Source organism: Serratia sp. PL7 (assembly GCF_945957435.1).
This window is the reverse complement of record NZ_CAMFLB010000002.1, coordinates 625911-641469: the sequence shown is the minus strand read 5'-3', so window position 1 is coordinate 641469 and position 15559 is coordinate 625911. Positions and strand designations below refer to the sequence as shown.

13 protein-coding genes are annotated in these 15559 nt (G+C 57.0%); 1 reads left to right on the top strand and 12 read right to left on the bottom strand.

Annotated elements, in window-relative coordinates; translation table 11 throughout:
* Window positions 1–136 precede the first annotated feature (136 nt).
* Complete coding sequence (locus N6G83_RS17490; protein WP_024529676.1) at window positions 137–1735, top strand: ABC transporter substrate-binding protein; 1599 nt, start codon at window positions 137–139, stop codon at window positions 1733–1735.
* A 65-nt stretch (window positions 1736–1800) separates the two neighbouring features.
* Here N6G83_RS17490 and N6G83_RS17485 read toward each other — a convergent pair whose 3' ends face one another.
* The 12 genes from N6G83_RS17485 to N6G83_RS17430 all read right to left on the bottom strand — a co-directional run bounded on the left by N6G83_RS17485 (window position 1801) and on the right by N6G83_RS17430 (window position 15558).
* Window positions 1801–3015, bottom strand: coding sequence for an O-antigen ligase (locus N6G83_RS17485; protein ID WP_211134834.1), 1215 nt, complete (start codon window positions 3013–3015; stop codon window positions 1801–1803).
* A gap of 19 nt (window positions 3016–3034) precedes the next feature.
* The gene (gene rfaQ, locus N6G83_RS17480) at window positions 3035–4204 is read right to left on the bottom strand and encodes a putative lipopolysaccharide heptosyltransferase III (protein ID WP_211134833.1); all 1170 of its coding nucleotides are present in this window, start codon (window positions 4202–4204) and stop codon (window positions 3035–3037) included.
* A 405-nt stretch (window positions 4205–4609) separates the two neighbouring features.
* Window positions 4610–6754 carry a formate dehydrogenase subunit alpha gene (gene fdhF / locus N6G83_RS17475; protein WP_211134832.1) on the bottom strand — a complete coding sequence of 715 codons (2145 nt, stop codon included), beginning with the start codon at window positions 6752–6754 and terminating at the stop codon, window positions 4610–4612.
* 197 nt (window positions 6755–6951) lie between these two features.
* A complete protein-coding gene (gene hycI, locus N6G83_RS17470; RefSeq protein WP_211134831.1) occupies window positions 6952–7404 on the bottom strand; it encodes a hydrogenase maturation peptidase HycI in 453 nt (150 codons plus the stop codon).
* Window positions 7401–7817: a formate hydrogenlyase maturation HycH family protein gene (locus N6G83_RS17465; protein WP_024529681.1), complete on the bottom strand. Its 417-nt coding sequence runs from the start codon at window positions 7815–7817 to the stop codon at window positions 7401–7403. The genes hycI and N6G83_RS17465 overlap by 4 nt, the downstream gene beginning before the upstream one ends.
* A complete protein-coding gene (locus N6G83_RS17460) occupies window positions 7807–8592 on the bottom strand; it encodes an NADH-quinone oxidoreductase subunit B family protein (RefSeq protein WP_211134830.1) in 786 nt (261 codons plus the stop codon). Before N6G83_RS17460 ends, N6G83_RS17465 begins: the two co-directional genes overlap by 11 nt.
* Before the next feature lies 1 nt (window position 8593).
* Entirely contained in the window at window positions 8594–9139 is a 546-nt protein-coding gene (hyfH, locus tag N6G83_RS17455) for a hydrogenase 4 subunit H (RefSeq protein ID WP_211134829.1), read from the bottom strand.
* A 10-nt stretch (window positions 9140–9149) separates the two neighbouring features.
* On the bottom strand, window positions 9150–10940 hold the full coding sequence (locus tag N6G83_RS17450; protein WP_173409487.1) for a hydrogenase large subunit: 1791 nt from the start codon (window positions 10938–10940) through the stop codon (window positions 9150–9152).
* On the bottom strand, window positions 10883–12466 hold the full coding sequence (locus N6G83_RS17445) for a hydrogenase 4 subunit F (protein WP_211134855.1): 1584 nt from the start codon (window positions 12464–12466) through the stop codon (window positions 10883–10885). The genes N6G83_RS17450 and N6G83_RS17445 overlap by 58 nt, the downstream gene beginning before the upstream one ends.
* 4 nt (window positions 12467–12470) lie before the next feature.
* On the bottom strand, window positions 12471–13121 hold the full coding sequence (gene hyfE, locus N6G83_RS17440) for a hydrogenase 4 membrane subunit (protein WP_024529686.1): 651 nt from the start codon (window positions 13119–13121) through the stop codon (window positions 12471–12473).
* An 11-nt stretch (window positions 13122–13132) separates the two neighbouring features.
* Window positions 13133–14590, bottom strand: a complete 1458-nt coding sequence (locus N6G83_RS17435) for a hydrogenase 4 subunit D (protein WP_282440797.1) — start codon at window positions 14588–14590, stop codon at window positions 13133–13135.
* A 17-nt stretch (window positions 14591–14607) separates the two neighbouring features.
* Entirely contained in the window at window positions 14608–15558 is a 951-nt protein-coding gene (locus tag N6G83_RS17430) for a respiratory chain complex I subunit 1 family protein (RefSeq protein WP_282440796.1), read from the bottom strand.
* Window position 15559: the final 1 nt, after the last annotated feature.

Here is a 15559-nt window from a genome sequence, read left to right as displayed (position 1 = left end):
TGCTGCGCCCACGCAGCTGAATAAAACAGCAAAAACAACGGTTTTGGCATAACCTGAGAGCAATTGGTTATTTGCCTGGGTTCCCTGTCCGTGCTGAGATTGTCGCCTGATAAAAAAGTCAAACAAGGCGATGACCATGTCTACAGGGAAAACGCTGCTCGCGCTGGCGCTGAGCACACTCTTACCGGCAAGCGCTGCCATCGCGGCAGCTAACGATACGCTGATTTATTGCTCCGAGGCGTCACCGGAGTCGTTCAACCCGCAGATTGCCAGTTCTGGCCCAACGTTTGTTGCCAGCTCGCAGGTGCTGTATAACCGCTTAATCAATTTCGATCCGGTTAACAACACGCCAACGCCGTCATTGGCAACCGAATGGAAGATTTCTCCGGATGGTAAAACCTACACCTTTACCCTGCGCCAAGGGGTGAAATTCAACAGCAACAAAAACTTCAAGCCGACCCGCGATTTTAATGCTGACGACGTAGTGTTTTCGGTGTTACGCCAGAAAGATCCAAATCACCCCTACCACAAGGTATCGCAGGGTAATTACGAATATTTCCACGACGTAGGTCTGGATACGCTGATTAAGGAAGTGAAAAAGCTGGACGATTACCACGTTCAGTTCGTTCTGAGCGAGCCGAACGCCGCGTTTCTGGCCGACTGGGGGATGGATTTTGCGTCGATCCTTTCCGCCGAATACGCCGATGCGATGCTGAAAAAAGGCACGCCAGAATATGTGGATACCTGGCCAATCGGCACCGGCCCTTACGTCTTGCAGCAGTATAAAGTCGATTCACTGATCCGCTATGCTGCCAACCCCAATTACTGGGATGGTGAGGTGCCGACCAAGCATCTGATCTTCTCCATAACGCCGAACGTACAGACGCGCCTGGCGAAACTCCAGACCAATGAGTGCCAGATTATCCCCGCACCGGCTCCGGTACAGTTTGATGAAATCAATAAAAACCAAGATCTGACCCTGCATAAGGTAGATGCGCTGAACGTCGGTTACCTGGCGTTTAACACCGAGAAAAAGCCGTTGGATAACGTGCTGGTGCGCCAAGCCCTAAACTATGCCACTGATAAAAAGGCGATAGTTAACGCGGTGTTTTTAGGTTCGGCCACGGTGGCGAAATCGCCGCTGCCGCCAAATATGCTGGGTTTTGATAAAGACCTGCAGGATTACGGCTACGATCCACAAAAAGCCAAGGCGTTGCTGAAACAGGCCGGGTTGGAAAAAGGCTTTGAGATCACGTTGTGGTCGATGCCGGTTCAGCGCCCGTATAACCCGAACTCCAAGCGTATTGCAGAGATGCTGCAAAGCGATTGGGAAAAGGTCGGCGTGAAGGCGAAGATCGTCTCTTACGAGTGGGGGGAATATCTTGCCGGGATGCGTAAGGGCGAGCATGACACCGCGCTGTTTGGCTGGATGTCCGATAATGGCGATCCGGATAACTTTGCCGAGGTATTGCTGGGCTGCAACAGTATCAAAACCGGCTCGAATGCCGCGCGCTGGTGCGACAAAACCTATGATGGACTGGTACAGCAGGCCAGGTTGACTAGCGTCCCTGCCGAGCGTGCGAAACTCTATGGTCAGGCGCAGGAAATCTTTTACCAGCAGGCTCCGTGGATTGCGCTGGCGAATGGTAAAACCTTCTATGCCACGCGCAGCAACGTCAGTGGTTATAGCGTCAGCTTGATGGGCAGTGATTTCTCCAAAGCCAAACTGAATTAACCGCAGGCCAGATTGAAAACGGGGGGCTGCAACGGCGCCCCCAGAACACAATGAGACGGTTGAGGTTATTTAGGCTGCCGAACAACTCTGGAGCCAGCAAGTACGGCGGCCAACACCATAAACAGATGACCTTCGGCGGAATCCAGCAGGAACGAGTTGAACAGGTGGCAGGCCAGATAACTGCCGAGCACGGCAACCAACAGGTTGCGGCAGGCTGTTGGTTGCTGCCAGGCCGCTCGGAAGCAGCACCACATCCAGCCCAAAAACAGCGCCAACCCCAGCAAGCCATTTTGTACCGTTTCCAGCAGGTACTCATTGTGCGGGTTATGCACGCCGTAACCGGTCTGCGCGTTGCCATACCAGAAGCTCCCGGCCCCGTTCCCCAGCAGCGGGGCCTGTTTTATCAGGCGTAGTGATTCGCGGGCAAAGGCGGTGCGTTGCCCCATCGAGTTGTCGCAAGCTTGATAGGCCTGGTCTGCCGGGGCCAGCACGCAATTGCGCACCTCCGCAAGGCCGAGCGTCAGGCGCTCCGTCGCTCTATTGGGGATAAAGATCAGCATAATGGCCAGCAGCAAGCCACAGGCTAGTACCCCCAACCGCTGCCAGCGGGGCAGCGTCAGCAGCAACCAAAGCCCCACGCCGACCAATAGCGCCACATAGCCGGTACGCCCCTGTACCATCAGCAGCACGTTCGCCGTTGCCAGTAGAACCCATGCCCCATAACACCAGCGCAGCACGCCTGATTGCCCAAAAGCACGGGTTAGCCATATCAACGCAGCAAACGCCATAAACACGTTCTGGGTTATCTGCAGTTTAAACACCGTTGGATTCTGCGGATCGAGGCCACCCAGCGTCACATGCCCGACCCCCGAAGCCAGGCTGATCGCCAGTATCACGGCATTGGCGAGCAGAAAACCGCTGATAAACCGGGTGATAAGCCTGGAGTCGCTGAGAAAGAACAACGCCAAGGGCAATACATACAACAGCTTTTGATACTTGCCGACCATCTTCGGGCCGTATTCGTGGTGCTGGGTCAATAGCGAGGCGGCCAGTAGTGAAAACATCAATGCGGGCAGCCACACCAGCGGTTGTTTGAGCAAAGGTATCAAATGGCTAAAGTCACGCTGCCACAGTAGACATATCGCCGCCAACACCAGCGAAGCATTCATCAGCGCATTGGACGTCGGTAGGGACGCACCGAGCAAAAACGCCGTGAAGCCAAACAGCCGAAGGCGGGCAGGGGAGAGTAACGATACAGAACACGGTTCGGTGGATGGCATGGAGTGGCTCAAATCAGGGTTAATTAAACACGGTGTCATTCACCGTGCGGGAAGTTGGTATTTCCAGGCAGGTAAGCTGGCGGTTTATGGCCCGGATAACCTCATTGGCGGGAATAGCGTCCAGATAACGTTCCGGGGTAGCGGTGTCCACCTCGTCGGGTTGCGGTAATGAGCGGTAGTTGCCTGCCCATAACAGGATGTGCTGAGCCTGCCAGGGGGACCACTGTTGCAGATTGCTGGGGCCGAACAGCACGACGGAAGGCGTCTGCAAGGCGGCGGCCATATGCATTGCTACCGAATCCACACCGATAAACAGCTTCGCCCGATCGATCAAGACGGCAAGCTCCGGCAGGTCCAGGCGACCGGCCAGATTGACCACCCGTTGTGGCATGGAACAGTGGGCCAGAATGGCGGCTATCATGGCGATCTCATCGGCAGAACGCCCGCAGGTCAGCACTACGGTTTCTCCGCTGGCGGTGAGATAGTCGATAATCCGTGTGAATCCCGCCACCGACCAGGTTTTGAACGCCCAGCGCGCGGTAGGCTGGATCAGCACGAAATCCGTCAGGTGATGATGTTGGCTGAGGCGGTCGATCTCATCGACATCGCGCTGCCGGTAAGCCTGGGTGACCTTGGTCACCAAGGTCGGTAATGCCAGCGGGGCCAGAATAGCGAGGTTATTGAGCACGGTGTGCCGTTGGTCATGCCCGTCCACCGGCACCAACAACGAATGGCAAGCTCGCCACAGCCGGTTATTACGCTTGGGGTAAGCAAACCCCAGGCTGAACGTCGGTTTGAGAAAGCGGCAATACAACGCAGCCCGCCACTGGTCGGACAGATTAATCACCAGGTCGTAGTGGCCAGTGTTGAGGCTGTTCCACAGGGCTTGCTCACCGCGATACTGTGCCTTGCAGCCCTGCCGTTTTAGGCTTCGATCGACGGTATAGGTCAGATAGACATCTCGATTACCTGCCAGCATCGCCTCGGTGCCGTCATACACCAGCACGTCAATCAGGGCGCTGGGGTAATTGGCGCACAGCGTACTGAGCAACGGAGTAGTTAGCAGGACGTCACCAAAGTGACGCAGCTTGATAACCAGGATGCGCTGTACCCGTTCGCGGTGCAGTAATCGGTTGGGCAAGCGGCGATCGGGTAACCCGGCTTTGCCAGCACTCGTCACGAACGTCATATTTTGCTGATGTATCCCAGAGATCGATAATCTGCCGTGCGGACCTTTTCATCTGTCATCTTCACTTTTCCTGTTTATTGAAAGCCCGTGATTTCGACGCTTGTGGCCGACGTGTTATGCATGGGGTTCAAGATGCAGCAAGCCTCACGACACCCAAGGCGATCTTATAGGTGGCGGAAAGACAAAGATAATTGGTTGTACAGATCAATACGATCAGACCGATCGTTGAAAACGATCAATCCTTGACAAAGTAAGGGGGTATTGTGCGGGGTTGCTAGCCACGGGATAAATCGGGTATTGGGAGTTTTAGTATGGCAGCCACTGGCAGACGTGTGGGGATGAATAGCGGGTGGTGAGAGATGCGTGGAAAGCCGAACCTCGTCCCTGAGGTTCGGCTTTTACAGATTAGCCCGCAGCGGCCTCGCGTAGGCGCTGTTTAATCTTGCTGTACTCCTGCTGAACATAGTGTTCTGCCTGCCCTTGATCCTTAATCGGCTCAATCTGCACGGCGCAGTATTTGTATTCCGGCGTTTTGGTTATCGGGCTGAGGTTTTCCGCCACCAGCTCGTTACAGGCACCGATCCACCATTGGTAGGTCATGTAGATCGCACCCCGGTTAGGGCGTTCGCTGACGTTGGCACGGGTAATGACCTTGCCCTGACGCGAACGTACCCACACCAATGCCTGATCCTCAATCCCCAACCGTGCGGCGTCTTCCGAGTTGACTTGCACATAGCCCGGTTCATCGGCCAACGCGACCAGTGCCTTACAATTGCCGGTCATCGAACGGCAGGAGTAATGGCCCACTTCGCGTACCGTCGACAGCACGAACGGGAACTCATCGCTGAGCTGATCGATCGGCGGAGCCCACTCACAGGTAAAGAACTCCGCTTTGCCACCGGGCCGAGAGAATTCCCCGCCTTCGTACAGATAAGGCGTACCCGGGTGATCCAACGTTGGGCAAGGCCACTGAATGTAGGCCAGGTCCGCCATTTTCTCGTAGGTAGCGCCGTAATAGATCGGGCACAGCTCGCGCAGTTCATCCCAGATTTCCTGCGTATTGTTGTAGTGCATCGGATAACCCATGGCCGTCGACATCAGGCTGATGATTTGCCAGTCCGTCTTCACATCGCCCACCGGCTCCACTGCTTTATAGAAGCGTTGGAAGCCGCGGTCTGCCGCGGTATACACCCCTTCATGCTCGCCCCAGGAGGTTGCCGGGAAAATAACGTCGGCAATCGCGGCGGTTTTGGTCATGAAGATATCCTGCACGATCAGCAGATCCAGCTTCTCAAAGGTTCTGCGGATGGTGGCTAAATCCGGCTCCGTTTGCAGCGGATCTTCCCCCATGATGTAGTGCGCTTTGAGTTTGCCATGGTCGATATTGTGCGGCACTTCGCTCAACGCATAGCCGATTTCGGCGGGCATTGCGTCGATCCCCCAAGCGCTGGCAAACCTTTCCCGCGCCTCGGCATCCGTTACCTGGAAATAGCCGGGCAGGGTGTTAGGCAACGCGCCCATATCACAGGCACCCTGAACGTTGTTCTGTCCGCGCACCGGGTTGACCCCGACGTTCGGCTTGCCCAGGTTACCGGTCAGCATCGCCAGGCTGGTCAGCGCACGCACGGTTTCCACGCCCTGATAGAACTGGGTGACGCCCATGCCCCACAGGATGGTGGCCGTTGGCGCACTGGCATACATGCGTGCCGTTTCACGGATCTGCTGGGCATTGAGACCCGTGGTTTTTTCAACCGACTCCGGTGGGTAGCCCGCCACGATGGCGCGATACTCATCGAACTGCTCGGTATGCTGTTCAACAAACGTCTGATCGTACAGATTCTCCTCAATCATCACATGAGCGAGTGCGTTGATCAGGGCGATGTTGGAACCGTTTTTCAACGGCAAATGGATATCCGCAATACGCGCCGTTTCGATATAGCGTGGATCGCAAACAATGACCTTGGCTCCTTTCTCCTTCGCCTTGAGAATGCGGCGGGCGACAATAGGATGCGAGTCCGCAGCGTTATAGCCGAAGACAAAAATACACTGGGTATCCTCAATCTCGCAGATGGAGTTACTCATGGCGCCGTTACCGACCGATCGCTGCAGACCTGCAACCGAGGGGCCGTGTCAGACGCGTGCGCAACAGTCGATATTGTTGGTACCGACGGTGGCGCGAGCAAATTTCTGCATCACATAGTTGGCTTCGTTACCGGGCCCGCGTGAGGAACCGGTCGTCATAATCGCATTCGGGCCGTATTTCTCTTTAACGGCCAGCAGGCGCGAACTGGCGAACTCAATGGCCTCTTCCCAAGACACCGATTCCAGTTTGCCACCCCGTTCCCGGCGGATCATCGGCGTTTTCAGCCGTGGCGTCAGGATCTTGGTATCGTGAACGAAATCCCAGCCGTAATACCCTTTCAGGCATAGCTCGCCCTGATTGGTCACGCCGTTAGCGCCTTCGGCCTTAACGATCCTGCCGTTGTCGACTATCAGGTTGATTTTGCAACCTGAAGCGCAATAAGGGCAGACCGTGATGACTGTTTTCATCTCCTGCACTCCTTGTTAAACCTGTTCGACATTGCTTAACACGCCACTGGACCAGCAAATCTCCCCGGTGACGAAAAATGTGTCTCACTTATTTGAAGCATAAATTGTGCCACGCTGACTTGATGTGGATTAATGACTGGCATTTATTGTCATCATTCCCCCCCAAGCTTTCGTGCTGCGGTATTAGGCGCTGCTATTCAGAGCCACTCAAAGCTTTCCCCCGTATCCCATATTGATAACCGTTGATAAATCACCTGTACCGCCTGCGTCACTTTCTCCGTCATCGGGAAATAAAACATCACCACGTCCGGCTGAACGCCGAGAAATATCACTTCCTCAATATCCTCACGTAGCTGATCGATCAGGAAATTGAGCGGCATATTGTGGGTGCTCATAAAGAACATCTCGGCAATATCGTCAGGATTGACGATGCGGATCTCGCCGGGCGCCAATTCCATATCGGTAGCATCGACAATCACCAGCCGGTTAGGCTTAAGATCGCGGATCTGATGGGTCACGTTTTCCGGTGTGGAGCCGCCGTTAACGGCGATCCAGCCCTCGATCGGCGTTTCGGCCATCATCTCGGCCAGCAAGGGGCCGGCACCGTCGTCCCCCATCATGCTGTTGCCTACGGTAAGTACCACATTCATGGGTTCGTCACCTTCTTCACAATCAGATAGATAGCAGGCTCTCGCTCAATCTCGGCGAGCAAGCCGAGCAGCTTGCTACTCCATTCGCTAAAGGGCGCCGGTTGGCTATCAATCAACGGGGCCAGGGCATTGGCCAGCAGACTGGTGTGGGTGGAGTCGATGGTGATTTCGCCGAAGGTCAGCAGGCCACGCATCTTGCGTTGGGCCTCACCCTCCGGGAACTGCTCAACCCAGGTTTGATATTGCGGCAATGGGCAGCTCAGCTCGGTATTCAGGCAGTCAATCACCCCTACGTGGTGGCCAATCGCCAGCGAGTAATACATCACCTGCTGCGCCTGGGCAGGCATGTCGTCATCGCTATCAAGGAACTTCTGGCGTAATGACCAGAACACCGCTTTACCTTCATTTTGCATGGGGCAACTCCCGTTGTAGGCAGTCAACCAGGCAAGTGACAATCTCGCGCAGGCGAGGATCGCTTTCCTGTTGCAACCATTCCTCCAGGCGCAACGTGGCCGCATCCATGCTGGCACCGGCCAACAGGGAGAGGAACCGGTCACTGATGATGCGGCCTTGGTAGTAGCCCGCCAGACGGCGTGCCTCGCGTTCAATCAGGACGCGGGTATGCAGTGGGATGCCTGGCAGCAGCAATGCAGCCTTTTCGTCTACCTGCTCAAGGTGGTTTTCGCCCTTCAGCTTTTGCTCCAGTAGGCCCAGGGCCACGGCAAAGCCGTAGATCGTAGCGGCAGGTGTCGGTGGGCAGCCGGGGATCCACACGTCAATCGGCACGATCGACTCGCTGCCGCCCCAGACGCAGTACAGATCGTGGAAAATCCCGCCGCCGCAGCCGCAGGCCCCGTAAGAGATACAGATTTTTGGATCGGGGGCTGATTCGTAAGCTCTGAGCGCGGGCACGCGCATGGCTCGGGTGACCGCGCCGGTAAACAGCAGAATATCGGCATGGCGCGGTGAGGGGACTACCTTGATACCAAAGCGCTCGGCATCAAATACCGGCGTGATGGCGGAGAAGATCTCGATCTCACAGCCGTTACAGCCGCCGCAGTCCACGCGATACACATAGGCCGAGCGTTTGATATCCTTCAGCAGCTTGCTCTTGAGTTTGGCGGTCTGTTCATCAACGGTGATCGGCGTGCTGCGGTGATGATTAACCTTGATATCGGGCATCGTCATATTATTTCGCTCCCGCTGGCTGGCTTAGTTTCATCGGCCGATGCTGACTCAAAGACTGTTTACGCTTGCAGGCGGGGCAGGTTTCGAACTGGGGCCGTAAGGCCTCAATGCTGTCTGCCCCCATGCCTGCGTGGGCCAGCAAAGCCAGGGCGTAATTCACCGATTTGGTTGGCGTAAAGGGCTGTTGGCAACTGCGGCAGTTGAGCAGGGTAAAGGTGGCGCGGATATACAGATCGGGCTTGTGCATCACCGCCATTTCAAACTCTTCCGACAGCCTGATTGCCCGCGTCGGGCAAACCTCTTCACAGCGTGCGCAGAAGATGCAACGGCCAATGAACAACTGCCAGACGCGCTCGCCGCTGGCTTCATGGGTTTCCATGGTTAACGCATTCGCCGGGCAGGCCACGGTGCAGGCGCCGCAGGCGATACACTGCTCAGGATCGTACTCTGGCTTGCCACGAAAACCCGGGCATACCTCCAGCGGCTTAAACGGGTATTTCACCGTGACTTCACCGGCCTTCAGGATGGTTTTAAACAGTTTCAGCATGATCCCTCCCTCACTTGCACGGTGAATTGGTGCGTTCGATCCCGTAGCGTTCAATCTCCTTGTACGGCACGGTCTTTGCCTTACGCTTGTTGATATCGATCAGCGTGACGCGGTCGGTACAGGAGTAGCAGGGATCGAGGCTGCCGATAATCAGCGGGGCATCGGAAACCGTATTGCCGCGCAGCATATAACGCAGCACCGGCCAGTTGGCGTAGGTGGCCGCCCGGCAGCGCCAGCGGAACAGCTTCTGGTTATCCCCCAGCATGCTCCAGTGGATATCTTCACCGCGCGGGGCTTCGGCATAGCCCAAGGCAAACTTGTGCGGCTGATAGCGGAAACCTTCGGTGAGCAGCGGGCCGCCCGGCAGGTTATCCAGGCCGTATTCGATCATCGCCAGTGAATCCAGCACTTCCTGCACGCGCACCATCACGCGCGAATACACGTCGCAGCCGTCGAAGGTGAACAGCGTTTTCGGCAATGAACCGTAGTTGGCATAAGGGTGGTCAAAGCGCATATCGCGCTTGAAGCCGCTGGCGCGGATCATCGGCCCCACCGGGCTGTAGTCGCGGGCAATCTGCCGATCCAACAGGCCAATGCCTTTGGTGCGCTGCTCTATATTTGGCGTGCCGAGCAGCATCTCTACCAGTTGCGTCACGTCGGCGCGCATCTCATGGATCAGCTTGATGGTTTTCACCCTCTGTTCTTTCAGGATGTCGCGGCGCACGCCACCGATCAGGTTGAGCCCATAGGTTTTACGCGATCCGGTTAACAGCTCCGCCATGGTCATCGACTTTTCACGCACGCGGAAGAACTGCATAAAGCCGGTATCAAAGCCGACAAAGTGGCTCGATAGCCCAATGTTCAGCAGGTGGCTGTGCAGCCGTTCGACCTCCAGCAGAATGCTGCGGATGGCATGGGCGCGGGGCGGCACATAGATCCCCAACGCATTTTCCACCGAGGTGGTGTACGCCACGCTGTGGGTAAAGCCGCAGATCCCGCAGACCCGGTCGGACAGGAAGGTGACCTCCTGATAGCCCATACGGGTTTCGGCCAGCTTCTCCATGCCACGATGCACGTAGAACAGCCGGTAGTCGGCATCGACAATGCGCTCGCCGTCAACAAACAGGCGAAAATGCCCTGGCTCATCGGAGGTAATGTGCATCGGCCCGATCGGCACCACGCGCGATTCACCGGTGGCCGCATTTTCAAACGGGTAGGTTTCCACGTTAGTGGTTGGCTCGGGGCGCTGGCGGTAATCCATGGTGTCTTTACGCAGCGGGTAAAGATCGTCTGGCCAGTCGTCCGGCAATACCAGGCGGCGTTCGTCCGGGAGCCCCACCGGGATTAAACCGTACATATCACGGATTTCACGCTCGCCCCACACGGCGGCGGGAACGCGTGGAGTAACCGACGGGAACTCCAGCGTAATGGCGCTAACCTGAGCCTTGACGGTGATAAAACACTTTTCCCCTTCCTCCATCGACAGCACGTAGTAGACGGCGAAATCCCCGGTCAAAGTACGTTCGTCATTGCCAAACAGCACCGGCAGCCATCCGCCTAACTGGTAATAGAGGTATTCCACGATCTCGGGTAACGAATTCAGCTTGACCGTGATGGTGACCTGGTTGGCGGTTTGCCACTCGGCATCCAGCAATGCGGAGGGGAACTTCTCGCGCACTTTGGCCAGGTAGCCTTTGCCGAGTTTTTCGTCGTTGTTGAGGGTCAATACGTGGGTTTCGTAGCTCACTTTACTTCTCCTGCCTGAGGTTCGGCCGCAGAGGAATGATTCTGAACGGCCCATGGCCAGCTCAATGGCTGGGCATGAGTGCCAGGCTTGTTGTTCATCACGATGTGGACCGCGTTTTCCAGCAGTCGGCTGACCGGTTGAGGGATATGGGTGCCCATCACCAGCATCAATACCAGCAGGATCAGCATCGGTAAGGTTGTCAGTATTCCCAGTTCGCCTTTGTTGACCTCTTCTGGTTTTGCGCCGAACAGCACGCTGGCCACCATGCGGACTAACCCGGCTAATACCACCGTCAGCAGCAGCAACAAGACGATGGTCAACGTAATATGGCCAGCCGCCAGCCCGGCGGTGACCGTCATAAATTCACTGAGGAAAATGTTGAACGGCGGCATACCGCCCAGCGCCAGGGCTCCCCCTGCCAGCAACACGGCGCTGAACGGCATGCATTTCAGCATCCCTTTCGCCACGGTAATATCGCGGGTGCCATACTTCAGCAGCACGTTGCCAGACCCACAGAACAGCAGGGTTTTTGCCAGGCTGTGGTTCAGGGTATGCAGCAGAGCCGCCAGAATACCCAGCGGGCCACCGATGCCGATCGCCACGGCGATCAGCCCCATGTTCTCCACGCTGGAGTAGGCCAGCAGCCGCTTGATATCGCGCTGCACCAGAATAAAGAAGGCCGCCACTGCGACAGAAAGGAAGCCAAACACCATCAACAGAGTGCCGGTAAAGTCATGGCCCAGGGTGGTGCTGATAATGATGTAGTAACGGATGATGATCAGCAGCGCGCAGTTGAGCAGTACGGCAGAGAGCAGGGCGCTGGTGGGGCTTGGCGCCTCACTGTGGGCGTCCGGCAGCCAGGCGTGCATCGGGAACAGCCCGGTTTTGGTGCCAAAACCAATCAGGATAAACACGAACGCCAGATGCATCAGCATCGGATCCAACTGCGTAGCGTGCTTGAGCACTTCCGTCCAGAAGATGGCGTCGTTGGGATCGGGCATAAAGCTGGCCGCGTTGGCGTACACCAGAATGGTGCCGAACAGCCCGAAGGCCACCCCGACGGTGCAGATAATGATGTACTTCCAGGCCGCCTCCAGCGAGGAGCTCTGCCCGTACAACCCCACCAGAAACGCCGAACTGAGCGTGGTGGCTTCGATGGCCGCCCACATCAGGATCAGGTTATTGCTGGTGATCACCAACAGCATGGTGAACAGGAACAGGTGGAAGAAGCCGTAGTAGTGACACAGCGTCGCTACCGAAATCTCGCCTTCATCAACCTCATGGCGCATATAGCCAATGGAGTAAAGCCCGGTAAGGCAGCCGATAATACCGAGGATCGCCAGGAATAGGGCGCTCAGGCTATCCAGATGCAGCCAGCGTCCGGCAGCCAGAATATCGCCTTGCTGGTACACCTGCATCACCACCCATAGGGAAATCGCCAGCAGCAGCATGATAGCGACAAAGTGCAACAGCGTGACGCAGACCCGCGCAGCATTTCCCAGCAATCGACAGGCAAAGGTCAGCAGCGAGAAGGCCAGCGGCGTCAGCAGTAATAGAAACAGCATGGTGGTATTACTCATCATCTCACCCCTTCAACGCCGTCAGTTGTTCAACATTCAGCGTGTTGAGCGTGCGATAGATTTTGCGCGCCAGCACGGCCATCACGATCACCGCAAAAATGGCATCGGTGGCGATACCAATCTCCACCAGCTCCGGCGCGCGATTCGCCAGCAGCGCCAGCGTCAGGTGCGAACCGTTTTCCATCAGGCAGTAGCCAAACACCTGCTTGAGGATGTTGCGCTGGGTGACGATACACAGCAGACCGAGCATAAAATGCCCCAGCGATACCGCCAGCGCCGGTTTCAGCGAGGCCAGCAGCGGCACCTGCACCGGCTCCACCACAAACCAGCACAGCAGTACAATCACCGCCGCGGCCAGCATCAGCATCACCGGGCCGATCAGGCTGCCGTTCGCCGAGGGATCGTCCATTTTGCGAAAGGCATAGGCCATGATCACCGGCACCAGCACCACCTTGGTGATAAAGGCGCTGATCGCCCACAGTGTGAGCTGGTGGGCGCCCAGGGTTTGCCCCAGCGTAAAGAAAATCAGCACCAATAGCAGCGACTGCAAGGCATAGAGCCAGCACGAGGCCACGGGCCGTTTGGCGCCAATTACCAGCAGCGAGGTGACCATCATCAGCCCCGCGAGGTTATTGACGATAAGTGAACCAGTCATAATCAACTCCCTTATCCAAGCCAGGCGACGGCAATCACGCTGGAACCTACCGACATCGCGATCAGAATCACTAACACCACGCTCATCACCAGCGGCAGCGGAGCGGCCTGTGCCACCTCATCACTGGGTTTGCCGGGAATAACGCGCCCAAACCAATAGATAAACCAGGCAAAGCTGGCGACCGATTCGATCAGCACCAGCACCATCAGCGGCGTCATCAGCCAGAACTCGTGCGACAGTGCAAAACCGGCGGCAAAAATCGGGAACTTGCTGAAGAAGCCGTTAAACGGCGGCACCCCGGTGATCGCCAACGCGGCTACACAGAACCCCACGCCCAGCAGCGGCATCTTGTTCATCACGCCCTGCAAGCGCGGCAACATCCGGGTGCCGCAGCTGTAGCTCAGCGCCCCGGCCACCAGGAAGAACAGGCTCTTGGCAAACGCGTGGTTAAAGATGTAGGCCACGCCACCGATAAAGGCGGTTTTGGAACCGAAGATGGAGATGGATAACGCCAGGAAGATATAGGAGAGCTGGGTGATGGTGGACCACGCCAGCAGACGCTTCATATCCTTTTGCGGTAGGTACATCAGGAAACCGTAAATCAGGGTGATAGTCGCCATGACGATGCCGACCCAGCCGATAATATGCGGCACCGTATCCGCAGACAGGATGGCGCGGGCATAGATGTAGACGCCCACCTTCACCATCGAAGCCGCGTGCAGATAGGCGCTCACCGGAGTAGGGGCTTCCATGGCATCGGGTAGCCAGGCCTGCAACGGAAGCTGGGCCGATTTCCCCCAGGCTGCAAACAGGATGCCGCCAAACACGACCAGACTGGCCGTACCGTTGAGCTGCGCAATCGCGCTCAGGGCGAAGGTGCCGGTATTGAGGAACAACGTCGCTGCCGCCAGGTATAAGCCGATCGAGGCAATATGGGTGATCAGCAGGGCTTTCATGGCCGAGCGCTGTGCCTTCGGCGTCTGGTAGTAGCTAATCAACCCCCAGGAACAGCCGCCGGTGATCTCGAAGAACAGCAATTGTCCCAGAATGGTGGAGGACATCACCAGCCCGGCCATCGCCCCGATAAAGATCAGCAGGAAAGCGTAATAGCGGTTGCTGCCCTCATGGGGATGTTCGCGGTTGGCCGTGATGAGGTAACCGGTGGAATACAGGCTGACCAGCAGGCCAAGAAACACCACCGCGAAGACAATCAGCGTGCTGATGCGGTCGATGATAAAACCGAACAGCGCCACGTTGCCGTATTGCAGCAGCGTGATGGTGGTATCCGCCTTGCCATGGGCCAGGAATAACCAACCGATGATCACCGTACCCAGCGTGGCCAGCAGCGCAAACAGGGTACAGATCCACTTGGCCATCCGTTGCGGCACGCAGGCCGTCAGCAGCGCGCCGATAAACGGCAGCAGCAGCGTGGCGAGGGCGGTATATTGCAAACAGAGCGTATTTTCCATAATGGGTTTCCTGGCGGCTACAGACCGGTTAGGTAAAAGACAAAGGCCAGCGCCGCTACGCCAAAACCGAGCCAGGTAACGTGATGCGTCAACAAGAACCGCCCACGCGCCAAGGTATTTTCAAAAATGGAGGCGATGACAAACACCGCCAGCAGCTTGGCCAGCATGATGACTGCCGCCAACGCCAGCGCGGGCACCGTCAGTTCCGCCGCCTTGCCAAAGGGAATAAACACCGCCAGGAACAGCTCGGCCACCACCACCTGCTTGAGACCGATCCCCCATTTCACCAACGCCAGGCCAGAGCCGGAGTATTCGGTCAGCGGCCCTTCCTGAAGTTCCTGTTCCGCCTCCGCTACATCGAAGGGGATTTTGCCCATTTCAATAAACGCGGCGAAACCGCAGGCCAGCATGGCCAGCAGGGTAGCCGTCGGGGAACTCCAACCTTCGGTCAGGGTGGCGCTGATGGTGCCAATATTGGTGGACCCGGCAATCAGGGCCACCACCAGCAACGCCAGGATCAGCGTAGGTTCCACCAATACGCCCAGCGTCAGTTCGCGGCTGGCCCCGATCCCGGCAAACGGGCTACCGGTATCCAGACCAGACAGCGAGAAGAAGAAGCGGAACAGTGCGAACAGATAGAGCAGGGTGATCAAGTCCCCCGCACCGGCAAACGGCGACGTCCGCGTGAAAATGGGCAGCGTCATCGCCACCAGCAACATGCTGCTCAGCAACACATAAGGCATCACGCGGAAGATGGCACCCGATTGTGCCGGAGCCACCTCCTGGCGTTTGAACAGCTTGCCCATATCGCGGTAGTCCTGCCAAATGCCGGGGCCACGGCGCGAGTGCATCCGGGCGCGGATTTGGCGGGAGATCCCGGTGAACAGCGGCGCGAGCGCCAGCATTATCAGCGCCTGCATCAGCGCGAAGAGTCCCATCATTAACGACGGTGTTTCCTGCATCGACATG